Below are 21,811 nucleotides of genomic sequence, written 5' to 3'. Positions count from 1 at the left end.
GCGACCAGGCGTTCAGGCCAGGGCCCGCGCCGCCGAGACGATCGCGCCGACGCCGATGCCGGCCCGGTCGAACTGCTGGGCGGGGGTGCCGGAGCCGGGCAGCCCGCGTACCGCCAGGTGGTTGACCCGGGACGGTTCGCCCAGGTCGGCGAGCGCCTCCAGCACCGCTGAGCCCAGCCCGCCCTCCGGGTAGTGGTCCTCGACCACCACCAGCCGCCCGCCGGTCTCCACCACGGTCTCGGCGAGGCGCTGCCGGTCCACCGGCTTGATCGAGTACATGTCGATCACGCGCGCGTCGATGCCCTCGCGGGTCAGTTCGTCGGCGGCGGTGAGGCAGAGGTGCACCGTCACGCCGGTGCCGAGCAGCGCCACGTCGCCGCCGTCGCGCACCATTCGGCTGCCGCCGATCGGGAACGGCTCGCCGTCGTCGTAGAGCACCGGGTACTTGCCGCGCGTGGTGCGCAGGTAGGTGATGCCCGGGTGGTCGGCCATCTGGGCGACCAGCGCCGCGCAGGAGACCGCGTCGGCCGGGCTGAGCACCGTGGAGCCGGGCACCGCGCGAAGCGCCGCGATGTCCTCCAGCCCCATCTGGGACGGGCCGTCCGGGCCGATCTCGACCCCGGCGTGCGAGCCGACGAGCGCGATGTCGGCCCGGGACACCCCGGCCATCCGGATGAAGTCGTACGCCCGGGACCAGAACGCGGCGAAGGTCGCCGCGAACGGCCGGTAGCCGCGTACCGCCAGGCCCACCGCCGCGGCGGCGAGCTGCTGCTCGGCGATGAACATCTGGAAGAACCGATCGGGGTACGCGGCGGCGAAGCTCTCCGCCCGGGTGGAGTCGCTGACCTCTCCGTCGAGCGCGACCACGTCGGGCCGGGCGGCGCCGAGGGCGCGCAGCGCGTCGCCGTACGCGTTCCGGGTGGCCACCTTCGTCCCGCGCTCGTACCGGGGCAGCTCCGGCTGCCGGTGCTCGGCGGCGGCGGTGCGCGGCGCGGCGGGAGGTTTCGGTCCGGCGACCCGGATCCGGCGGGGGCCGCCGAGCGCCCGTACGGCCCGGTCGGCCAGTTCTGGGTCGAACGCCTTGCCGTGCCAGGCCGGGTCGTTCTCCACCTCCGGCACGCCCTTGCCCTTGACCGTGCGGGCCAGCACCACTGTCGGCCCGGTGGCCTCGCGTGCCTGCCCGTACGCCTCGTCGATCGCGCCCAGGTCGTGGCCGTCGACGACGATCGCCCGGCAGCCGAACGCCTCGACACGACGCCGGTAGGTGTCCAGGTCCCACTCCAGCTCGGTGGGGCCGCGCTGGCCGAACCGGTTGACGTCCACGATCGTGGTGAGGTTGCGCAGCCCGTAGTGCCCGGCCTTGTCCAGCGCCTCCCACACCGATCCCTCGGCGGTCTCGCTGTCGCCGCAGAGCACCCAGACGTGCGCGGGTGACCGGTCGAGGTACTGGGCGGCGAGCGCCACCCCGACGCCGACCGGCAGCCCCTGCCCGAGTGAGCCGGTGGCGACGTCCACCCAGGGCAGCACCGGCGTGGGGTGGCCCTGCAGGCGCGACCCGGCCTGCCGGTACGTCTCCAGCAGCTCCTGCTCGCTGATCGCGCCGGTGGCCCGGAACACCGCGTACAGCAGCGGCGAGGCGTGCCCCTTGGAGAGGATCAGGTGGTCGTTGCCGGGGTTGCCCGGGTAGGACCAGTCGTAGCGCAGGTGCCGGGCGACCAGCACGGCGAGCAGGTCGGCGGCGGAGAGACTCGATGTCGGGTGCCCGGAGCCGGCCATCGTGCTGCACCGGATGGCGTCCACACGGAGTTGGGCGGCCAGCTCCGCCAGCCCGGTCAGGTCCTCGTCGCGCAGTGTGCGCTCTGCTTCCAACGTCACCGCGATCGTCTCCCCGGGGTCGCCGATTTCCGGACCCACGCTAGGCCGCGAACGCGACCATTGGTCCCTTTTCTGGTGATTCATGCTCGACCGGTGAACAGCCACAGCGCCACCAGCAGGTACGGCAGCACCGCGACCGCGAAGGCAGCCGGGTTGCCGACCGCGCCGGCGAGCAGCCCGTACCCGGCGTAGAAGGCGACGATGGTCAGGTCGGTGGCCATCCCGGCCAGCGACGTGACGGTGGCCCGCGCCGACCCGGCGATCCGGGCCTGCAGCCGCACGTCGGCGAGCACCGTGGCGAGCTGGAACGCGGCGAACGCGGCGGCCAGCAGCACGAACCCCGCCGGGTGCCGCAGCAGCGCCCCGGCCGCCGTCGCGCCCGCCGCGAACACCAGCAGGCCCGCGTACCCCCGGTGGGACAGCCGCTCGCCCAGCGGCGCGAGCAGCCCACCCACAGTCATCCCGGCCCAGACCAGCAGGAGCAGCAGCGGTACGCCCACCTCGGCCATACCGATGTCGGCGGCCAGCAGCCCGGTGTACTCGTCCAGCCCACCCCAGATCGCTGTCACCGCCGCGACCAGCAGCACGGCGGCCCGGACGCGGCGGTCGGCGCGCACCTCGCGCAGGCCCAGGCGCAGGCTGTCCAGCCAGCCGGGCTCGTCGTAACCCGGCGCGGCACTCGCGCGCGGCCCGGGCGGCTCGCCACCTGGAACCGGCGCGGACGATCGTGGGCGGTGTTCCGGGAAGCGGGCCGCGACGGCTACCGCCAGCAGGCAGGTCGCCACGCTGGCCGCGCCGACCGCGAGGTAGCCGCCGAGCGCGTACGCCGGCCCGGCGAGCACCCCGGACCCGACGGCGCCGAGCACCTCGGCGGTGCGGGCCCGGCCGATCAGCCGGGCGTACCTGTCGGCCGCACCGAGACGCTCCAGCTCGGTGAAGACCAGTGCCTCCAGCGCGCCCGAGCGCAGCGCGCCACCGGCGCCCCACAGCAGGAAACCCACGGCGAACGCCGGGTAGGACGGCAGCAGCACCCAGAGCGCGAAACCGGCGGCGGCGAGCAGCGGCGCCAGGCACAGCAGCAGCCGGCGCGACACCGTGTCGGCCCACACCCCGGAGGGCACCTCCAGCACGATGCCGGCGGCCGCCCAGAGCACGAACAGCGAGGAGATCTGCCCGACCGACAACCCGGTGTCGGCGAACAGCAGCACGTAGAGCGGGTAGAGCAGGACGAGGTCGGTGAGGAACGCGTACCCGTAGAGCGTCGCCGCCAGGCGGCGGGTCGCGGGTACGCGGGCAGGAGCGACGAGCATGGGACCTTCCCACGGGACGTGACGGACACCGGCCGGAATGCACGGCGTCCGCGGCGGCCCGCGGCCTCGTCGCTCAGTAGGGCATCAACATCGCCAGGTCATGCCGGGATCCTATCCGCCGCGAGGCGCCCCGGTGGTCCCCCGGCGGGCACGAGATCGGGGCGGGACCGTGCGGTCCCGCCCCGAGTGTCACTGCCGCCAGGTCAGCGGCGGAACTTCTCCACGTCGGCCTGCGGGATGACCATGGTGGCCTCGCTGTCCGCGGCCTGCTCGGCGGTCGGCTGACGCGGCGTGGCCGGCTGGGTGCGGTCGGAGTCCGCGTACGCCGGAATGTGCTGCGTGGCCTCCGCCGGCACCGGCTCGGTGGCGTCCGCACCGGCGGCGGCCGGGGTGGCCGGGTACGCGGGGACGGGCTGCGTGCGGTCCGCCTCGGCGTCCCGGCTCACCGGCTGGGTCAGCTCGGAGTCCGCGTACGGGCCGGTGGCGGCCAGGCGGGCCTCGACGTCGCGGCGCCCGGCCTGGTACGCGCGGGCGTGCGTGGCGATGGTGCGCGACTCCTCCTCGGCCCGGGTCAGCCAGTTCTCCCAGCGGCTCTGCATCGGCCGGACCAGGCCGCCGCCGACGCCGACGACCAGGATGCCGCCCACGGTGGCGAGCACCGCGATCAGCACCGGAGTGGTGACAGTGGTGGCGACGCCGATCTGGTTGAGCGCGGCGATGACGCCGAGGCCCAGGATGAACACCGAGGCGAGGTTCGCCAGCACCCGGCCGTAGGAGAGGCCGCCGAGCGCGCTGGAGATGATGTCCTTCACCGCACGGGCGATGGCCGCGGCGACCACCACGATGACGATGGCGACGAACGCCCGGGGCAGCCAGGCGATCACACCGGCGATCAGGTCGGAGATCGGGTTGGGGCCCCAGATGCCGAACGCGAGCTGGAGCGTGACCAGCAGCACGCCGTAGTAGGCGAGCTTGGCGACGATGTCGCTGGCGTCGTACTTGGAGCGGGCCAGCGCGGTCTTGATGCCGCCGCGCTCGACGGCCCGGTCGAAGTGGACCCGCTCCAGCACCTTGTCCACGAGCTTCAGCACGGCCTTGGCGATCAGCCAGCCGGCGATCAGGATCGCGACGAACGCGACCGCCTTGGGCAGGAACAGCATCACCGAACGGAACGCGTCGCCCACCGCGTCCCCGAAGTTGTCTCTCATCGAAGGGCCTCCACGTACGTGGTCCAGGTTTGTTCGGGTGGGGCTACCCGGACCCGCGCGCGGGGAAACGCGGTCAGCCGCCGGGACAGCGGTATCTGACGCGGGTGCCGGCCTGCATCGGCGCCGGTTCGATGATGTTGACGGTGGCCGTGCCGACTGTCGTGCCCACTCCGGAGAACGTCCACTCCAGGGTGAGGGTCGCGGTGTGCTGCCCGCTGCCGACCCGCTCGGTGAGCACCGCGCCGGGCGGGCCGTCCGAGCGGAACCACTGGTAGCGGATCGTTCCGGCGCGCCCGTTGGTCCGTACCGTGGCCACCACGTCCACCGTCACGTCGCACGCGACACCGGCCGGCCGGTTCGCCGCCACCGACACCTGCTCGACCTCCATCGGGCGCAGCCGCTGCCACAGGTAGAGGCCGACAGTGAGCAGCAGCGCGGCGGTGAGCAGCGTGGACAGCACCGAGACGACACGCCGCCAGACCGGTCGCGGCCGGATCGGGGGCGCGGTCGGCCAGGGCGGCGCGGGCGGCGGCGTCACCGGCACGCCCGGCCCGAAGCGCAACTCGCCGCCGGGCGCGGGCGCCGGGACGCCGCTGGGCGCCCGCGCGCCCACGGTCCGATCCGGGTACGCCCCGGCGCCCGTCGCCGCCGGCGGCCCGCCGGCCTGGTGCCCATGCGGTACCCCGGTGGGCTGCCACGAGACGGTCGGCTCCACGCCCGGGCCCCTGGCCGGCGGCGCCGGCCGCGGACGCACTGTCGCCTGCCCGGTCACGGTGCCCGGGGCCGGAATCGGAGCCGTTGCCGGAGCCGGAGCCGGACTCAGGTGGACGGTCGGCTCGGCATCTGGCGAGCGGTCCACCTCCGGCCGGGCGAGTGGCACAGTGGGCTCCGCGCCGTCCACGGACAGCGGCACCGTCGGCTCGCCGTTCACCGCAGACAGAGAAACGGTCGGCTCCGCCTCGGCGGCGGCGCGGGGCGCGACGAGGTGGACTGTCGGCTCGGCGGCATCGGCGTCCCCGGGCGGGGTCACCGGCAGGGCGCGGGTCGGCAGCGCCTCGGTGGGCTCGTCGGGCCGGGTCACGCCGGACGTCCCCGGAACGGGATGCGGTGCTGGGCAGCGGGCACTGTCGTACTCCTAGCCGGGGGTGCAGTCGTGGTAGAGCGTCACGTACACCGGTGACGCCGAGGTGGTCGTGTTGCCGGCGGCGTCGGCGGCGGTGACCCGGATCGGGATGCGGGCGCTGCGCTTGGGCGTGGACAGCGGGCCGAGCGTGCCGGTGAACACGCCGCGGCCGGCGGCGGCCATCCGGACCGTTCCGGTGGCGCCGTCGAGGGTGTAGCCGAAGGTGACGGTCAGCGCGGCCGGGGAGCTGCGGTCGTCGGTGACGGTGGCGGTGACGGTGCTGCTCTTCGCGCCGTAGGGGCAGCCCTTCGGGTCCAGCTCGCCGGGGTCGGCGCGTACCCCGTCCACGACCGGCGCGGTCACGTCCGGCGGTGGCGGGGTGGTGCTGCGCGACGCGCTGGGGGTGGGCGTGCCGGCGCGGGTCGGCGACCCGGTCCGGTCCGGGGTGGCGGACGGCGCGGGCGGCGGTGACGCGGTGGGCGGGGTGGGTGTCGGCGACGGGCTCGGCGACCCGGCGGCGGTCGGGTCCGGTGTGGGCGCGGTCGTGGTGGCCGGGGCGGCGCTCGCCGGGCCGGTGGGGGCGGCGGCGTCGGTGCCGTCGTTGGCGGCGTAGCTGTAGCCGGCGCCGCCGGCCACGACGGCGGCGGCCAGGGCTCCGGCGGCCAGCGCGGTACGGGTGCGGCCCTTGCGGAACAGTCCGCGCCGGCCGGAGCGCGCGCCGAGCGCCGTGTCCGCCACCTCGGTGTAGGCGACGGCGGTGGCCCCCTCGGCCCGCTCGGGGAACGGCCACAGCGCGGCCAGCAGCGCCGCCCGGCGGCCCAGCTCCCGCAGCCCGCGTTCCTCCCACTGCGGGCCGTAGCCGGCGCCGGCCACCTGTTCCAGCAGGCCGAGGAACGCCTCGGCGGACTCGGGCCGCTCGTCGGGGCGCTTGGCCATGCCGTGGCGCAGCAGCTCGTGCACCGGCGGGGGCGCCGCCTCGGCGGGGATCGGCGCCAAGGCGTGCTGGTCGCGCAGCGAGAGCAGGTCCGGTCCCTGGTACGGGGGCCGGCCGGTGAGGCATTCGAAGAACGTGGCGGTGGCGGCGTAGACGTCGCACGTCGGGGCGGCGGGGGCGCCGGTCCACTGCTCGGGGGCCATGTAGCGGGGCGTGCCGGAGACAGTCGTGTCGGAGCCCTGGCCGACCGGCATGGCGATGCCGAAGTCGGCGAGTTTGCTCAGCCCGGCGCCGGTGACGAGCACGTTCTCCGGTTTGTAGTCGCGGTGCACGACACCGTGGGCGTGGGCGGCGGCCAGGCCGGCGAGTGAGCCCTTGAGGACGCAGAGCGCGGCCTCGGGCGTGGTCGGGCCGTGCGCGCGCAGCATCTGGCGCAGCGACACGCCGTCGACCAGTTCCATCACGATGGCCGCGCCGTGCGGGCTCTCCACGTACTCGTAGAGGCGGCTGACGTGCGGGTCGTCGATCTCGCCGAGCAGCCGGGCCTCGGCGCGGAACGCGGTCCGGAACGACGAGTCCTCGCCGAGGTCACGGACCAGGTACTTGATGGCGACCGGGGTGCCGGTCCGGTCGTGGGTGGCGAGCACGACGCTGCCGGACGCGCCGGCGCCGAGCCGGCGGACCGGCGTGTAGCCGGACAGTTCCCAGCCGCTCATGCGACAGACTCCACCGCGTCCCACGGGCGGGTGTCGGATGCCGCCTCGCTGGTCATTCTCACCGGGCCGGGGCGGCCGGCCATCGGCGCAACGGCTGCTTCCGGCCGCCGGTCGGCGGCCGGGCGCCCGCGCGGCACGGCGCGGCGCGGTAGGTGGTCGGTATCGGACACACCGCCACGAGTACCAGATCCCGGCAACCACCCTCACCTCGTTGATCATGAGGTTGGCGTGGACAAAAGGGACCGACATCGCCGTCAACTTCATGATCGACGGAACAGGCGGAGGGTGGCGGTCAGAAGCGGCGGGGTGGGGGGATGCCTGCGGGCGGAGGGGTGCGGAGCAGCCAGATCGGGTTGCTGGCGCCGACGATCTCGCCCTCACGGTCGCGTACCTGGGTGCGCACGTACGTGCCGGCGCCGACGCGCACCGGCTGGTCGTGCCAGCCCGCCCGCAACTGCCGCCACGGGACCCGCCCGACCCGGACCGCCGGAGTCGGGTCCGCGACACCGGCCCGGTCGACCTCGCCGGTGACCACCTCCAGTGTGGCCCCGGCGGGCAGGTCGGTGGCGCGCAGCCGCACCGTGACGGTGTCCTCGGCGAGCACGGCGAGCGCGCCCATGCCGCTGCGGCCACCGAGTTCCAGGTCCAGCGCGCCCCGGTAACCGGCCAGGTCGGCGAACCACGCCTGCCCGGCGCGCAGCGCCGCGACCAGGTCGTCACGGCCGGTCGAGGCCGCCCAGACGGAGGTGACGTTCCGGTCCCGGCCGGCCCGCCAGTCGGTGCCGTCGTGGTCGTCGGTGACGCCCACGGCGGTCAGCGGGATCGCGTTGCGGGCCGCCACGTCGTACGCCCAGAGGTAGTCCTCGACCGGCCGGCGCCCGATCTCGATCAGGTCGACGCCGAGCGCGTTGCGGCTGACCAGCAGCCGGGCCAGTGACTCGCGGCGTTCGGTGTCCAGCGGATGGTTCCAGCACACCACCCCGCCGTGCGAGTGCAGGAACCGCACCATCTTCTCGGTGGCCTCGACGTCGTTGTCCCGGTACGGCGGGGACGGGAAGCTCGGCAGCGTGCCGTCGCCGCCGAACCAGTTGAGGTGCCGCACCATCGACACCTCGTACGCGCGGTGGTGGGTCACGCCCGGGTACGCCCCGTCGTAGCCGCGCAGCACCTCGGCGCGCATCTCCTCGCCGGCCTGCCCGGCGCGGCGGGCGCGGTCGAAGACGAGCCGGTCCACCAGGTACGCGCCGCGCGCGCCTCCTGCCACCGTGACGCCGAGGCGCAGCCCGCGCAGCGAGTTGTCGCCCGCCACCAGGCCGGGCCAGAGCCGCCGCACGTCGGCGAGCAGCTCGAACGTGTGCCGCTGCCAGGCGCCGGCCGGGGCGGGCCGCTCCACGGTGCCGAAACGGCCGTCGACCGAGTGCCGGACCGTGTCGACGCCGCCGAGGCGGTAGCGCAGCACGAGCTGCCCGGCGGGGCGGCCGGGTCCGGCGGGGTGGTGCGACAGCGCGATCTCCACGGTGAGCGTGGCGTCCCGGCCGGCGGCTTCGGGGCGTACGTCGAGGTGCAGCGTGGTGTCGGAGATGTTGGAGGTGTGCGTCCAGTTCCACGCCTTGCCCGCGTACCAGTGGGCGCCGGTCCCGGCGGCGACCAGGCGCAGCGCGCGGCCGGGGCCGTCGGGGGCATCGGGGACGTCCACGAAGTCGGCGGCCGACGCGGCGAGCCGCCCCTCGGTGGCCGGCTGCCACGTCCAGGCCAGCCCGCCCTCGCGTTCCTCCGGGCCGTCGAAGTGGACGACCCGGCGGTGGTCGTGGGCGGCGACCCGGAAGTCGTGGTCGGTCCACCAGAGCACGTCGACGGCATTGCGGCGGGCCTGGTCGAGGTGGGCGGCGTAGCTGGCCACGCCCTCGCTGAACGAGGCGTGCAGGTGCATCGCCATGCTGATCGGCCGCCGTCCGCGCGGCGCGGGCGGCGGTGGCCGGTCGTTCGTGGCGGCCAGGCCGACCGGCACGCCGATCCCGGCCACCGCGAGTCCGCCCGCCGCGACGAGCACGCTGCGCCGGTCCAGCCGTGCGCGACCTGCCATGCCCCTCCCCCATCCGCCGGGGCCAGCGTACGGGCGGGCGGTCAGCGCGGGGGCGCCGCCACCCGGCCGGCCAGCGGCCGCCCGGTCAGACGGCGGATCGTCAGGTACGCCTCGCAGCCGAGGCAGAGCCCGAACGCGGCGTTGAGGAACGCCGCGGCCAGCGCCGCGCCGGTGGCGGCCAGGCCGAGGGCGGGCATCCCGGCGAGCCAGCCGGCCGCGCCGACGACGCTGAAGACCAGGCCGACGAGCTGGGCGAAGCGCACCGGGGCGACCGGCTCCAGCTCCGCCGGCGGGTCCAGCCGGGGCGCCACCAGGGCGCGGAACAGCAGCCCGTACGGGCCGAGGCGCGGGTTGAGCGCGGTGAGCGCGAACACGACGGCCTGGGCGAGCAGGAGCAGCCCGGAGCCGGTGACGAGGACGACGGCGAGGACGACTGTGGTGAGGACGGCGGCGAAGCGCGGTCCCCGGGGGTCGAGCAGCATGGGGTGGGTCCGTTCGTGCGGGGGCGGTCGGTCAGGCGGGACGGACCGGCGCACAGAGGCTCGCGGCGAGCCGCCCGTGGTCCACCACCCGGCGGCGGGTCAGCCGTACGCCGGTCATCGGGCCGCCCCGGCGGTGAGCGCGGCGATCAGCTCGTCGCGGTCGGGCACGCCCGCGGCCCGGCGCACGACGCGGCCGGCGCCGTCCACCACCAGCACGGTCGGGGTACGCCACACGTCCAGTTCCCGGGCCGCGTCGAGGTGCTCGTCCACGCCGACCTCCAGCACCGTGACCCCGTCGAGGCGGGCGGCGACGTCGGCGAGGACCCGGCGGGCGGCCCGGCAGGGCGCGCAGACCGGGGCGGAGAACTGCACCAGCGTGCGCTCGCCGGGGCGTACCCCGAGGGCGGTGAGGGTGGCCCGGTGCGGCGCGGCGGCGTCCGATGGGCGCTTCCGGACGGCGCGCAGCCGCCCGTCGTGGCGGCGGCGCCACCAGCCGAACGCGGTGGCGGCCGCGAGCACCGCGACGAGCACGAGAATCCCGGCCGGGCTGGGCGACTGCACGGGTCCAGGCTGCCACGGCCGATCACGACGCGACATGGTCCATCCCGGTCAGCGGACGTGAGATCGCCTACTCCGGCGGTAGGAGCGGCCCGGCGAACGTCGCTTTTGTCCTCTGGCGCGCCGCGCCGCCTTGGCAATATTCTCCACCTCGCGCGCAGCCGTTGGAGTTCCTTTACATCACCCGGCCCCGGCCGGGCCATCGAGGAGGCGGAATGCACTTCGACCACCCCGAGCTGGACCGCCGTACGCTGCTGCGGGCCGGCCTCGGCGCCGCCGCGGTCGCGGTCGTCGGGAGCGAGCTCGTCCGGCCGACCGCCGCGCACGCCGCGCCGGGCGCGGACCTCGACTGGATCATCGGTTGCGACGAGTGGGCCGCCCGCCCGCCGGCCGATCCGCTGTCGGTGAGCGCGACCCCCACCAACAAGATCATCGTGCACCACATGGCGTTCCCGAACGTCACGGACTACTCCGAGGAGCACGCCAAGCAGCTCGCCCGCGACTGCCAGGACCTGCACATGGACGGCAACGGCTGGTCCGACACCGGGCAGCACTTCACCGTCAGCCGCGGCGGCCACGTCCTGGAGGGACGGCACGGCAGCCTGGACCGGCTGCGCGCCGGCGACCGGCAGATGATCGCCGCGCACTGCCCCGGCGAGAACGGGCGGGCCATCGGCATCGAGAACGAGGGCACGTACGTCACCGAGACGCCGCCGGAGGAACTGCTCGACTCCCTCGCCCGGCTGTGCGCCGCGATCTGCCGGCAGTACGGGCTGCACGCCCACGACATCTTCGGCCACTGGGACTTCCGGGCCACGCTCTGCCCGGGCGCGATGTTCTACCGGGAGTTCCCGGCGCTGCGCCGCGCGGTGTTCAAGCAGCTCGGCACCAGGCTCGGCGACGTGCCGGCCCGCCGCTGGCCGGACATCTGGCGCTTCGTCGGCGGCCCGGTGGTCCAGGTCGCCCAGCGCCTGCTGACGTTCCGCGGCTACACCGTGCCGGTCACCGGCGTGTTCGACGCGGCCACCGTCGCCGCCGTGCAGGACTGGCAGGCGCGCAACGGCATCCCGGTCGACGTCGACGCCACGCTGACCGCGCCGACCTGGGAGACCCTCGCCCCGGAGCTGGACCAGAAGTCCACCGGCGTCCCGGTGGCCGCGGCGCAGTTCATGCTCGCCGCCAAGGGCTACGCCGAGGTGATCGAGACCGGCGAGTACGACCACGCCACCCGCACGGCGGTGAAGGACCTCCAGCGCCTGCACGGACTACCACCCAACGGCAAGATCAGCACCACCACCTGGTGCGCGCTGGTGGGGGGTGTGGTGCGCCAGTCGTTCCACAAGCACTGACGGCGCACCGGCGGGGAGAGCGGTGGGGGTGGCAACGGCGCCACCCCCACCGCGTCGTTACGGCCGGGATCACGGCGAAACGTCGGCATTGACGACTGGTGAACGACGGCTATCCCGGACGGCGGTGGTGCCCCGATCATTGCCCGCAGATAGATATGAGTCATTCTCACCTCCGGGCAGGACGCCCGGGCGCGGAGGCCGAGACGCCGTCAGCCGGGCGTACCGAACGGCCCTACTCCGCGTCCCCCGGAGGATCGCCATGCCATTACCCGCCATCCGTGCCCGCCTCGCGGCGCTCACCACCGCCGCCCTCACCGCGAGCGTCCTGACGGTCATCGCGCCGTCACCGGCGCTCGCCGCCACCACGTTCACCCCCGACGACTACTGCCTCGGCCAGTGCGCCGACATCCTGCCGCCCGGGCAGAACGGCAACGCCACGCTCGTGGCGATCCTCGCCCACCAGGCGCTCGGCACCCGGCCCGCGCACTCCAGCGACCAGCTCGACGAGTACGCCAACCTGGTCTACAACTACGCCGGGCTGACCGACGAGCAGATCGCCCACTTCTACAACGACGCCTCGTTCGGCGTCCCCGACGCGCAGGTCGAGAGCAGGATCTCGCCACGCTCGGACGTCACCATCGTGCGGGACAAGGCCACCGGCGTCCCGCACGTCACCGGCACCACCCGCGGCGGCACCATGTTCGGCGCCGGGTACGCCGGAGCCCAGGACCGGCTCTGGGTGATGGACCTGCTGCGGCACGTCGGCCGCGGCAACGTCAGCTCGTTCGCCGGTGGCGCCCCCGGCAACCGCGAGCTGGAGCAGAGCGTCTGGGCCAACTCGCCCTACACCGAGGCGGACCTCCAGGCCCAGGTGGACGCGCTGCGCCTCAAGGGCACCCGGGGCCAGCAGCTCTACACCGACGTGGCCGACTACATCGCCGGCATCAACGCCTACATCGACAAGTCGATCGCCGACGACAACTACCCCGGCGAGTACGTGCTCACCGGCGCCGGGAAGCCCAAGCACTTCACCATGACCGACCTGATCGCCACCGCCGGCGTCATCGGCGGGCTGTTCGGCGGAGGCGGCGGCAGCGAGGTCCGGTCCGCGCTGGTCCGGGTGGCCGCCCGCGCCAAGTACGGCCCGACCGAGGGCGACCGGGTCTGGGCGGCGTTCCGCTCGCAGAACGACCCGGAGACCGTGCTGACGCTGCACGACGGGCAGAGCTTCCCGTACGGCGCGACACCGCCCGGCGCCACCAGCGCGGTGCTGCCGGACGCGGGCACCGTGGTCGCCGAGCCGCTCGCGTACGACGCCACCGGCGGGGCCGCTGCCCGCACCGGCAGCAGCGCCGCCACCAAGGACCTGCTCGGCGGCCTGTCCACCCTGCGCACGCACGGCATGTCAAACGCGGTGGTGGTCTCCGGCCGGCACACCACCACCGGCAACCCGGTGGCCGTGTTCGGCCCGCAGACCGGCTACTTCGCCCCGCAGCTGCTCATGCTCCAGGAACTGCAGGGGCCGGGGATCAGCGCGCGCGGCGCCGCGTTCGCCGGGCTGAACCTCTACGTGCTGCTCGGCCGCGGGCAGGACTACGCGTGGAGCGCCACCTCCGCCTCCCAGGACCTGACCGACACGTACGCGGTGCCGCTGTGCACCACCGACGGCACCGCGCCGACGCTGCGCTCCAACCGCTACCTCTACCGCGGTCAGTGCGTGGCCATGGAGGTGCTGGAGAAGCGCAACTCGTGGTCGCCGACGCTCGCCGACTCCACCCCGGCCGGCGCGTACACGCTGCGCGCGCTGCGCACCAAGTACGGGCTGGTCGCCTACCGGGGCATGGTGAACGGGCAGCCGACCGCGTTCACGAAGCTGCGCTCCACCTACCGGCACGAGGCCGACTCGGCGATCGGCTTCCAGGCGTTCAACGACCCGGCGGCGATGGGCAGCGCGGCGGCGTTCCAGGCGTCCGCCGCGAACGTCGGGTACGCGTTCAACTGGTTCTACGTCAACTCGACCGAGGCGGCGTACTACAACTCCGGCGCGAACCCGGTCCGCCCGGCCACGCTCGACCCGAACCTGCCGGCCAAGGCCGAGCCGGCGTACGAGTGGGTCGGCTGGAACCCGGACACCAACGACGCCACCTACGCACCGGCGTCGGCCCACCCGCAGTCGGTCAACCAGGACTACTACGTCAGCTGGAACAACAAGCAGGCGCGGGACTTCGGCGCGGCCGACGGCAACTTCAGCTACGGCGCGGTGCACCGCGGTCAACTGCTCGACGGCCCGGTGAAGGCCGCCATCGCCCAGCGCAAGCTCAGCCGCGCCGACGTCGTCCGGATCACCGCCGAGGCGGGAGTCACCGACCTGCGTGGCCAGCAGGTCCTCGGCGAACTGCTGCGGGTGCTGGACAGCACGCCGGTCACCGACCCGGCGCTCGCCGCCGCGGTGACCAAGCTGCGGGCCTGGCAGCAGGCCGGGTCCCGCCGGGTGGAGACGTCACCGGGCTCGAAGGTCTACCAGCACGCCGACGCCATCCGGATCTTCGACGCCTGGTGGCCGCTGCTGGCGGCGGCGCAGTTCCGGCCCGGCCTCGGCCCCGACCTGTACGGCGCGCTGGTCGACGCGCTGCAGGTCAACGAGTCGCCCTCGGGCGGGCAGAACGCGGCGCGCGACGGCAGCGTGAGCTGGGCGTCGCAGGGCCAGGCGCACAAGGGCTCGGCGTTCCAGTACGGCTGGTGGGGCTACGTCGACAAGGACCTGCGCGCGGTGCTCGGCGACCCGGTGGCCGGCGGGCTCGGGCGCACGTACTGCGGCAACGGCAACCTGGGCGCGTGCCGGCAGGCGCTGCTGGACACGCTCGGCCAGGCCACCGCCGCCCCGGCGGCCACCGTCTACCCGGGTGACTCGTCCTGCGGTGCCGGGGACCAGTGGTGCGCCGACGCGATCGCCCAGTCCGGGCTCGGCGGCATCACCCACCCGTTGATCGGCTGGCAGAACCGGCCCACGTACCAGCAGGTCGTGTCGTTCCCGGCGCGCCGGGGCGACACGGTGACCAACCTGGCGCAGGGCCGTACCGCCACCGCGTCCAGCACGCAGTTCCTGACCAGCAACACCCCGGCCAAGGCGGTCGACGGCAGCCTCGGCACCCGCTGGGCCAGCAGCTACAACGACAACCAGTGGCTGCGGGTCGACCTCGGCTCGGCCCGGACGATCAGCCGGGCGGTGCTGCGGTGGGAGGCCGCGTACGCCACCGGCTACCGGATCGAGGTCTCCGCTGACGGCAACTCCTGGCAGCCGGTGTTCAGCACCACCACCGGCAACGGCGGCGTCGACAACGTGACGTTCGCCCCGGTCAGCGCCCGTTACGTGCGGATGTACGGCGTGACGCGGGCGACCTCGTACGGCTTCTCGCTCTACGAGTTCGAGGTCTACGGACGGTGAGGCGCACGCGGCCGGTCGGCGGGAGCCATCCGCCGGCCGGTCGCGTGCGTCCGGGCAGGTCAGCCGCGCCTGTTCGAACATGTGTGCGAGGATGGCGGGGTGTCGAGCGAGGCCACCATCCTGCACGCCGACCTGGACGCGTTCTACGCCTCGGTCGAGCAGCGCGACGACCCCCGGCTGCGCGGCCGGCCGGTGATCGTCGGCGGCGGCGTGGTGCTCGCGTGCAGCTACGAGGCCAAGGCCCGGGGCGTGCGCAGCGCCATGGGCGGCCGGCAGGCGCGGCGGCTCTGCCCGGACGCGATCGTGGTGCCGCCCCGGATGGCCGCGTACACGGCCGCCAGCCGGGCGGTGTTCGAGATCTTCCGGGACACCACCCCGCTGGTCGAAGGGCTCAGCATCGACGAGGCGTTCCTCGACGTGGGCGGGCTGCGGCGGCTCGCCGGAACGCCGGCCGCCGTCGCGGCCACGCTGCGGGAGCGGGTACGCCGCGAGGTCGGCCTGCCGATCACCGTCGGCGTGGCCCGGACGAAGTTCCTGGCGAAGGTCGCCAGCGGCGTGGCCAAGCCGGACGGGCTGCTGGTGGTCGAGCCGGAGCGGGAACTGGCGTTCCTGCACCCGCTGCCGGTGGAGCGGCTGTGGGGCGTCGGCCCGGTCACCGCCGCCCGGCTGCGCGAACGCGGCATCCGTACCGTCGGGCAGGTGGCACGGCTGGACGAGCCGGCGCTGGTGTCGCTGCTCGGCGCGGGCGCCGGCCGGCACCTGCACGCCCTGGCGCACAACCGCGACCCCCGGGCGGTGCAGGTGGGCCGCCGCCGCTCCTCGATGGGCGCGCAGCACGCGCTGGGGCGCGGCCCGCACTCCCCCGCCGAGCTGGACGCGGTGCTGGCCGGTCTGGTCGACCGGGTGGCCGGGCGGATGCGCGCGGCCCGGCGCACCGGCCGCACGGTGACGCTGCGGCTGCGTTTCGCCGACTACACGCGGGTCACCCGGTCGCACACGCTCGACGAGCCGACCGCGCAGACCGCGCCGCTGCGCGACGCCGCCCGTGACCTGCTGGGCGCCGCGCTGCCGCAGATCGCGCTGCGCGGCGTCACGCTGCTCGGCGTCTCGGTGGCAAACCTCGGCGGCGGGCACACCCAGCTGGCCCTGCCGTTCACCGCCGACCCGGGTCCGGCGCTGGACGCCGCCGTCGACGCGGTACGCGACCGCTTCGGATCACGGGCGCTGACCCGTGGGGTGCTGCTCGGCCGCGATCCGGGCGTCGAGATGCCCCGGCTGCCGGACTGACCGCTCCGCCTCCTCCCCCGGTAGGAGGCGCGCTCCGACCCGGGGTCACGGACGCGGCCTGCGGACGGGCGCGCGGGTCCCGGTCCGCCACCAGCATCTACAGGCATGACTACCGTGCGGAACCGGGCGGCCGGATGGCACCGCCCCCTGATGCTCCTCGTGTCCGCGATGGCGGTGCTCACCGTCGTCGCCGCGGTCGGCGTCGTCGCCGACCCGCGCGTGCTGACCGGCGCGCCCATCTGGGCCAAGCCGCTGAAGTTCGCGATCTCGTTCGTGCTCTACGGCGTCACGCTGGCCTGGATGCTGTCCCTGCTGCCGCGCCGCAGCCGGGCCGCCGAGCGGGCGGCCACACTCATCGTGGCCATGGCGGTGCTGGAGATGACGATCATCGTGGGCCAGGTGCTGCGCGGCACCGCGAGCCACTTCAACGGCGCCACGACACTGGACGCGATGCTGTACAGCGTCATGGGCGCGGCGATCACCGTGCTGTTCGCCGCCCAGCTCGTGCTGGCGGTCGTGCTGTCCCGCCGGTCGCTCGCGGACCGCGCCGGCGGATACGCGGTACGGCTCGGCCTCGCCGTGTCCCTGCTCGGCATGGTCGTCGCGTTCCCGATGGTCATGCGGCAGCCCGCCGGAGCGCCGGCCGGGATCAGCGGCGCGCACAGCGTCGGGGTGCCCGACGGCGGTCCCGGGCTGCCGCTGCTCGGCTGGAGCACCACCGGCGGCGACCTGCGCGTCGGGCACTTCGTCGGGATGCACGCGCTGCAGGCGCTGCCGCTGCTGGCGATCCTGCTCGACCGGTTCCTCGGCCGGCGGCTGGACGGGCTGACCCGGGCCCGGCTGGTGCTCGTCGGCGGGGCCGCGTACGCGGGACTCACGCTGCTGGTGACCGCCCAGGCCCTGCGCGGGCAGCCGCTGCTCGCCCCGGACGCGCTCACGCTCGCCGCGGCGGGAGTGCTGGTGGCGGCCACGGCAACCGCCTCCGCGCTGGTGCTGGCGCGCCGGGCCCGCCGCGCCGGGGTGGTGCTCGTCGGATGACCGGGATCCTGTTCGACCTGACGTTCCTGCTCGCCGCCCCGTTCTGGGCGCTGATGATCCTCGCGCCGCGCTGGTCCTGGACCGCCCGGATCGTCGGCTCACCGCTGATCGTCGCGCCGGTGCTGCTGGTCTACGCCGTCCTCGTGCTCCCGTCGCTCGGAACGGTGCTGCCGGTGGTGACAGCGCCCACCCTCGACGGGCTGCGGGACCTGCTCGGCACCGCAGACGGCGCGGCGGCGGCCTGGGCCCACATGATCGCCTTCGACCTGTTCGTCGGCCGGTGGATCTGGCAGGACGCGCGGGAGCGCGGGCTGCCGGCCCTGCTCACCGCTCCGGTGCTGCTGCTCACCGTCCTGCTCGGCCCGCTCGGGCTGGCCGTCCATCTCGGACTGCGCGCCGTCCGGCGGCGGCGAGCCAACGCGGTGGCCCCGGCCGCCCCGGTTGCCTAGGCTGACGCGGTGGGCTGGGTCGGTCGGCTGTTCGACGCACGCGACACGCTCGCGCGGATCCTGCTGCTGGATCTCAGCGGCATCGGCTACCTGGTCGTCGGCGTGCACGGCCGCCCCGGGCCCACCGGAACGCAGTGGGCGCTGGCGGTCCCGGCGTTTCTCCTGGCGCTGTTGTGCCACCGCCGGCCGCTGCTGAACCTGCTCCTCCAGTCGGCGCTGCTCGCGGCGGCGTTCCCGCTGGTCGACGACGTGATGATCAACCAGGTCGGCGCGAGCTGGGCGCTGCTGGAGCTGACCATGCGGGCCACCCGGCCGCGCACGATCTGGCTCGGCGCCGGGCTGCTCGCCGCCGTCGACCTGACCAATTTGATCGGCGAACCGGTCCGCACAGCGCTGACCGGGCTGTTCGGGCTCGCCGTCACCGTCTGCCTGCCCCTGCTGCTCGGGCTGGTCGTGCGGACCACGAGGGAGCTGAGCCGGCAGGCCGAGGAGCGGGCCGAGGCGGACCGGCGCCGGCGCGAGTCGGAGAGCCGGGCGGCCCGCGCCGACGAGCGCGGCGCCATCGCCCGGGAACTGCACGACGTGCTCGCGCACCACGTCGCGTCGATGGTGCTGCGGGTCGGGGTGGCCCGGCACGTGCTGCCCGACCTGGACCCCCGGGTCGGCGCTGTGTTCGACGACGTGCACGCCACCGGCACGGCGGCGCTGACCGACCTGCGGCGGCTGGTGGCGGTGCTGCGTGACCCGGACGGCGTACGCGGCGACGCCGCCCTGACCGCGATCGAGCCGTCGGCGCTTCCGGCGGCGCTCGGCGCGGCGGTGGACCGGGCCCGGCAGGCGGGCGTGGTGGTGGAGGCCGACGTCGACCCGGCTGTCGGCGCGCTCGACGCGGTACGCGGCCAGGCGGTGCTGCGACTGACCCAGGAGGCGTTGACGAACGTGGCGAAACACGCGGGCGCGGCGGCGCGGGCGCAGCTGACCGTGTCGGTCGAGGACGGCGCGGTGCACTGGGCGGTGTCCGACGACGGGCGGGGCGCGGCGCCGGCCGGGGTGCCCTCCGGCGGCGGCCACGGCATCGTCGGCATGCGGGAACGGGTGGAGGTGCTCGGCGGTCGGCTGGAGGCCGGGCCCACCGGGTCCGGCTGGCGGGTACGGACCGTGCTGCCGGCGGCCGGGCCCGCCCCCGACACGCCCCGCCCCCGCGCGGGCGCGCCGGAGCCGGCGTGATCCGGGTGCTGCTGGTCGACGACCAGCACCTCATCCGGGCCGGTCTGCGGATGCTCTGCGACGCCCAGCCCGACCTCGACGTGGTCGGCGAGGCCGACAACGGCCGGGACGCGATCGCCCTCGCCGCCCGGCTGCGGCCGGACGTAGTGGTGATGGACCTGCGGATGCCCGGCGTCGACGGCATCACCGCGACCAGCCGGATCCTCGCCGACCGGCCCGCCACCCGGATCATGGTGCTCACCACGTTCGGCGACGACGACCACCTCTACCCGGCGCTGACCGCCGGCGCCTGCGGCTTCCTGCTCAAGGACGCGCCCCCGGCCGACCTGCTGGACGGCATCCGCCGCGCCGCCGCCGGGGACAGCCCGTTCAGCCCGGAGATCCTGCGCCGGCTGGTCGAACGCGCGGTGCACGCCCGCGCCGGCGCGCCCCGGCGCGCGGCCGAGCTGACCGCCCGCGAGCGGGACGTGCTGGACCTGGTGGCCGATGGACTGTCGAACACCGAGATCGCCGACCGGCTGCACATCGGCGTGACCACGGTGAAGACGCACATCACCAGCCTGATGACGAAGACCGGCAGCCCCAACCGGGTACGCCTGGCGCTGTGGGCGCGCGGCGGCTGAGCGGCTCACTCCTCGATCGCGCCGCCCACGGCGCGCAGGTGCGCCCGGAACGTCAGCGCCGGGTCGGCCGCGCGGGCCGTCAGGTACGCGGCGAAGCCGACCTGCGACCGCAGCGACTCGCCGGCCCGGATCCGGTCGGCCTGCCGCCGCTCGGTGTCCCGGATGGACTCGGCCAGGCCGAACAGGTCCCCGGCCCGGTCGGCGGGCACGAACAGCACGCCGTCGTCGTCGGCCAGGGCCAGGTCCCGCGGGCCGACGGTGAACGACCCGACCCGGGCGTGCTCCAGTGCCCCGTCCGGGCGCGGGTCCAGCTCCAGCGGCCCGCTCGGGGTGGCGCCGCGGCTGAACACCGGCAGCCCGACCGCCACCAGGTCGACGGTGTCGCGGTGCGCGCCCCACACCACCAGGCCGGCCAGCCCGGCGGCCCGCGCCTCCAGCACCACCAGGTCGCCGACGCAGGCCCGGTCGGTGCGCCCGCCGTCGTCGACGACGAGCACGTCCCCCTCGGCGGCCCGCTCGATCGCCTCGAGGAAGACGTCCACGCTGCCGACGTGCCGGGCCGGGCGGACCGGCCCGGCAAGCCGCCGCCCGGGCAGCACCGGGCGTACGGCGGCCGGAGCGCACCGGACCTCGACGCCGGCGCGCAGGCAGGCGTCGGCGACGTGAGCGGTGGTCAGCGCGGCGAACCGCGCGACCAGGGCGGCGTGACGGGTGTCCATGGGCCGACGCTAACGAGCCGGACCGGCCGGGGCAGGTGCCAGTTGCCGCCCGGTGGCCTTCGGCGGCGCTCAGCCGACGCGGGTCGGCGGGCGGAACATGTCCGGGCGCCGACCGGGCACGCCCCGCCCGGCCACCCGGCGCCGGACCGGCCGGCTCATCCGGGCCCGGATCGGCGGGCGCGCTTCGGCCTCGCCCGCGCCGGCGGCCCGGCGCACGCTGCCGTTGGCGTCCTCGGCCCGGCAGCCGGTGGCCCGCAGCAGCTCGCTCTGCGCGGTCCGCAGGTCGCTGATCATCGCTTCGCCGTAGGTGCGCACCCCCTGCGACCACGCGCGTCCGGCCAGCTCCGCGCCCTCCCGCACCAACTCCCGGGTGCGTTCCAGGTCCTCGTCGTCGCCGCCGCGGCAGGCCCGGTTCAGCTCCCGCGTGGCCGCGCCGAGGCGGACCACCGCGTCCGGGAGCGCGGGCGGGATCGGCTCGTCGTACTGCAACGCGGTGGCGGAGCGCCGGGCGATCGACCGGGCGTAGAGCACCAGCCGTTCCAGGTGCTGCGTCGCCTCGGCGTACCTGTGGAACTGGGCCCGGCGGCGCCAGCGGACGGGCGCGATGGTCACCACCTCCTCGGCCCCGCTGAGCGCGTCGTTGAGCCGCCCGATGTCCGGCTCGAGTCCGCGCAGGTCCTCCAACGCGCGCTGAGCCTCGTCGGCGTCGCCCCGGGTCAGCGCGTGCGCGACGGCGTCGAGCTGCGCGGTGAGCCCGGCGGTCACCGGCTCCACCGCCTTGCCCAGCACCCGGATCGGGTTGACCGGCAGCAGCAGCGCCACCACGAACAGGCCGACCAGCCCGCCCACCAGCGCGTCGAAGAGCCGGGGCAGTTCCAGACCGGGCTGCACCGGCGCGAGCGTGGCGATCAGCACCGCCGTACCACCGGCCTGGCCGACCAGCGCGCCGCCGCGCCCGGCCACCAGCAGCGCGGTGGCGATGGCGAGCGTGACCACCAGGCCCGTCTGCCAGGAGCCGCTGCCGAGCAGGGCGCGCAGCAGGTCACCGACCACGATGCCGAGGCCCACGCCGATGAGCAGTTCGAACGTGCGCCGGGCCCGCTGGCCGATCGCGGTGGCGATGGTGCCGACCGCGGCGGCCGGGGCGAAGACGTGCCCGCCGGAGCCGAGCAGCCACTGGGCGAGCAGCGCGGCGAGCGCCGCGGCCAGCCCGGCCTGCGCGGAGATCACCAAGGTGATCTCCAGTTGGCGCATCCGGTTCCGGCTGGCCATGCCGCCCTCGGCACGGGCCCGGGCGAGGGCGCTGCCGCCCCGCTCGACCACCCGGTCCAGGGGCGAGCGGACGGTGTCGCGAGGGCGGTCGGCCATGTCGCCGGTTACCCGCC

The 21,811-nt window shown here is 75.2% G+C and carries 17 protein-coding genes; 7 read left to right on the top strand and 10 right to left on the bottom strand.

Features of this window, described 5'->3' with window-relative positions; all coding sequences use genetic code 11:
• Positions 1–12 precede the first annotated feature (12 nt).
• The 8 genes from A8711_RS15920 to A8711_RS15885 all read right to left on the bottom strand — a co-directional run bounded on the left by A8711_RS15920 (position 13) and on the right by A8711_RS15885 (position 10,292).
• Complete coding sequence (locus tag A8711_RS15920; protein ID WP_064445888.1) at positions 13–1,875, bottom strand: transketolase; 1,863 nt, start codon at positions 1,873–1,875, stop codon at positions 13–15.
• 80 nt (positions 1,876–1,955) lie between these two features.
• Positions 1,956–3,185, bottom strand: coding sequence for an MFS transporter (locus tag A8711_RS15915; protein ID WP_069088643.1), 1,230 nt, complete (start codon positions 3,183–3,185; stop codon positions 1,956–1,958).
• 203 nt (positions 3,186–3,388) lie between these two features.
• Positions 3,389–4,393, bottom strand: a complete 1,005-nt coding sequence (locus A8711_RS15910) for a hypothetical protein (RefSeq protein ID WP_043323872.1) — start codon at positions 4,391–4,393, stop codon at positions 3,389–3,391.
• A gap of 73 nt (positions 4,394–4,466) precedes the next feature.
• Positions 4,467–5,474, bottom strand: a complete 1,008-nt coding sequence (locus tag A8711_RS15905; RefSeq protein ID WP_069088642.1) for a hypothetical protein — start codon at positions 5,472–5,474, stop codon at positions 4,467–4,469.
• 54 nt (positions 5,475–5,528) lie between these two features.
• Positions 5,529–7,166, bottom strand: coding sequence for a serine/threonine-protein kinase (locus A8711_RS15900; RefSeq protein WP_069088641.1), 1,638 nt, complete (start codon positions 7,164–7,166; stop codon positions 5,529–5,531).
• 292 nt (positions 7,167–7,458) lie between these two features.
• Positions 7,459–9,249, bottom strand: coding sequence for a hypothetical protein (locus A8711_RS15895; RefSeq protein ID WP_069088640.1), 1,791 nt, complete (start codon positions 9,247–9,249; stop codon positions 7,459–7,461).
• Between the two features lie 41 nt (positions 9,250–9,290).
• A complete protein-coding gene (locus tag A8711_RS15890; protein ID WP_043323868.1) occupies positions 9,291–9,731 on the bottom strand; it encodes a DUF4395 domain-containing protein in 441 nt (146 codons plus the stop codon).
• A 114-nt stretch (positions 9,732–9,845) separates the two neighbouring features.
• A complete protein-coding gene (locus tag A8711_RS15885) occupies positions 9,846–10,292 on the bottom strand; it encodes a thioredoxin family protein (protein WP_233607907.1) in 447 nt (148 codons plus the stop codon).
• A gap of 212 nt (positions 10,293–10,504) precedes the next feature.
• Here A8711_RS15885 and A8711_RS15880 point away from each other — a divergent pair, with 212 nt between their 5' ends.
• From A8711_RS15880 to A8711_RS15850, 7 genes are all read left to right on the top strand, one after another.
• Positions 10,505–11,638, top strand: a complete 1,134-nt coding sequence (locus tag A8711_RS15880) for an N-acetylmuramoyl-L-alanine amidase (protein WP_069088638.1) — start codon at positions 10,505–10,507, stop codon at positions 11,636–11,638.
• 259 nt (positions 11,639–11,897) lie between these two features.
• On the top strand, positions 11,898–15,083 hold the full coding sequence (locus tag A8711_RS15875) for a penicillin acylase family protein (protein ID WP_069088637.1): 3,186 nt from the start codon (positions 11,898–11,900) through the stop codon (positions 15,081–15,083).
• Positions 15,084–15,182: 99 nt separating this feature from the next.
• Positions 15,183–16,370 carry a DNA polymerase IV gene (gene dinB, locus A8711_RS15870; RefSeq protein ID WP_069088636.1) on the top strand — a complete coding sequence of 396 codons (1,188 nt, stop codon included), beginning with the start codon at positions 15,183–15,185 and terminating at the stop codon, positions 16,368–16,370.
• 105 nt (positions 16,371–16,475) lie between these two features.
• Complete coding sequence (locus tag A8711_RS15865; RefSeq protein WP_064445878.1) at positions 16,476–17,408, top strand: hypothetical protein; 933 nt, start codon at positions 16,476–16,478, stop codon at positions 17,406–17,408.
• Positions 17,405–17,857 (top strand): ABA4-like family protein, encoded by a 453-nt coding sequence (locus tag A8711_RS15860; RefSeq protein ID WP_064445877.1) that lies wholly within the window; start codon positions 17,405–17,407, stop codon positions 17,855–17,857. The genes A8711_RS15865 and A8711_RS15860 overlap by 4 nt, the downstream gene beginning before the upstream one ends.
• A gap of 9 nt (positions 17,858–17,866) precedes the next feature.
• A complete protein-coding gene (locus A8711_RS15855) occupies positions 17,867–19,084 on the top strand; it encodes a sensor histidine kinase (protein WP_064445876.1) in 1,218 nt (405 codons plus the stop codon).
• Complete coding sequence (locus tag A8711_RS15850; protein ID WP_043323860.1) at positions 19,081–19,707, top strand: response regulator transcription factor; 627 nt, start codon at positions 19,081–19,083, stop codon at positions 19,705–19,707. Before A8711_RS15855 ends, A8711_RS15850 begins: the two co-directional genes overlap by 4 nt.
• Before the next feature lie 5 nt (positions 19,708–19,712).
• Here the strand turns inward: A8711_RS15850 and A8711_RS15845 are convergent, their stop codons facing one another.
• Positions 19,713–20,426: an RraA family protein gene (locus A8711_RS15845; RefSeq protein WP_069088635.1), complete on the bottom strand. Its 714-nt coding sequence runs from the start codon at positions 20,424–20,426 to the stop codon at positions 19,713–19,715.
• 69 nt (positions 20,427–20,495) lie between these two features.
• The gene (locus A8711_RS15840) at positions 20,496–21,794 is read right to left on the bottom strand and encodes an aromatic acid exporter family protein (protein WP_069088634.1); all 1,299 of its coding nucleotides are present in this window, start codon (positions 21,792–21,794) and stop codon (positions 20,496–20,498) included.
• Positions 21,795–21,811: the final 17 nt, after the last annotated feature.

It is taken from the genome of Micromonospora sp. II (genome assembly GCF_001709195.1).
In the GTDB taxonomy this organism is placed as follows: Bacteria; Actinomycetota; Actinomycetes; order Mycobacteriales; family Micromonosporaceae; genus Micromonospora; species Micromonospora chalcea.
The sequence above is the reverse complement of the archived record's forward strand: the minus strand, read 5'-3'. Positions and strand labels throughout refer to the sequence as shown.

What these genes read in the sequence shown, in the direction of transcription:
- A8711_RS15900 (WP_069088641.1), bottom strand. Translation starts at nt 7,166, where the DNA reads ATGAGCGGCTGGGAACTGTCCGGCTACACGCCGGTCCGCCGGCTCGGC.
- A8711_RS15895 (WP_069088640.1), bottom strand. Translation starts at nt 9,249, where the DNA reads ATGGCAGGTCGCGCACGGCTGGACCGGCGCAGCGTGCTCGTCGCGGCG.
- A8711_RS15910 (WP_043323872.1), bottom strand. Translation starts at nt 4,393, where the DNA reads ATGAGAGACAACTTCGGGGACGCGGTGGGCGACGCGTTCCGTTCGGTG.
- A8711_RS15890 (WP_043323868.1), bottom strand. Translation starts at nt 9,731, where the DNA reads ATGCTGCTCGACCCCCGGGGACCGCGCTTCGCCGCCGTCCTCACCACA.
- A8711_RS15880 (WP_069088638.1), top strand. Translation starts at nt 10,505, where the DNA reads ATGCACTTCGACCACCCCGAGCTGGACCGCCGTACGCTGCTGCGGGCC.
- A8711_RS15860 (WP_064445877.1), top strand. Translation starts at nt 17,405, where the DNA reads ATGACCGGGATCCTGTTCGACCTGACGTTCCTGCTCGCCGCCCCGTTC.
- A8711_RS15840 (WP_069088634.1), bottom strand. Translation starts at nt 21,794, where the DNA reads ATGGCCGACCGCCCTCGCGACACCGTCCGCTCGCCCCTGGACCGGGTG.
- A8711_RS15865 (WP_064445878.1), top strand. Translation starts at nt 16,476, where the DNA reads ATGACTACCGTGCGGAACCGGGCGGCCGGATGGCACCGCCCCCTGATG.
- A8711_RS15875 (WP_069088637.1), top strand. Translation starts at nt 11,898, where the DNA reads ATGCCATTACCCGCCATCCGTGCCCGCCTCGCGGCGCTCACCACCGCC.
- A8711_RS15915 (WP_069088643.1), bottom strand. Translation starts at nt 3,185, where the DNA reads ATGCTCGTCGCTCCTGCCCGCGTACCCGCGACCCGCCGCCTGGCGGCG.
- A8711_RS15845 (WP_069088635.1), bottom strand. Translation starts at nt 20,426, where the DNA reads ATGGACACCCGTCACGCCGCCCTGGTCGCGCGGTTCGCCGCGCTGACC.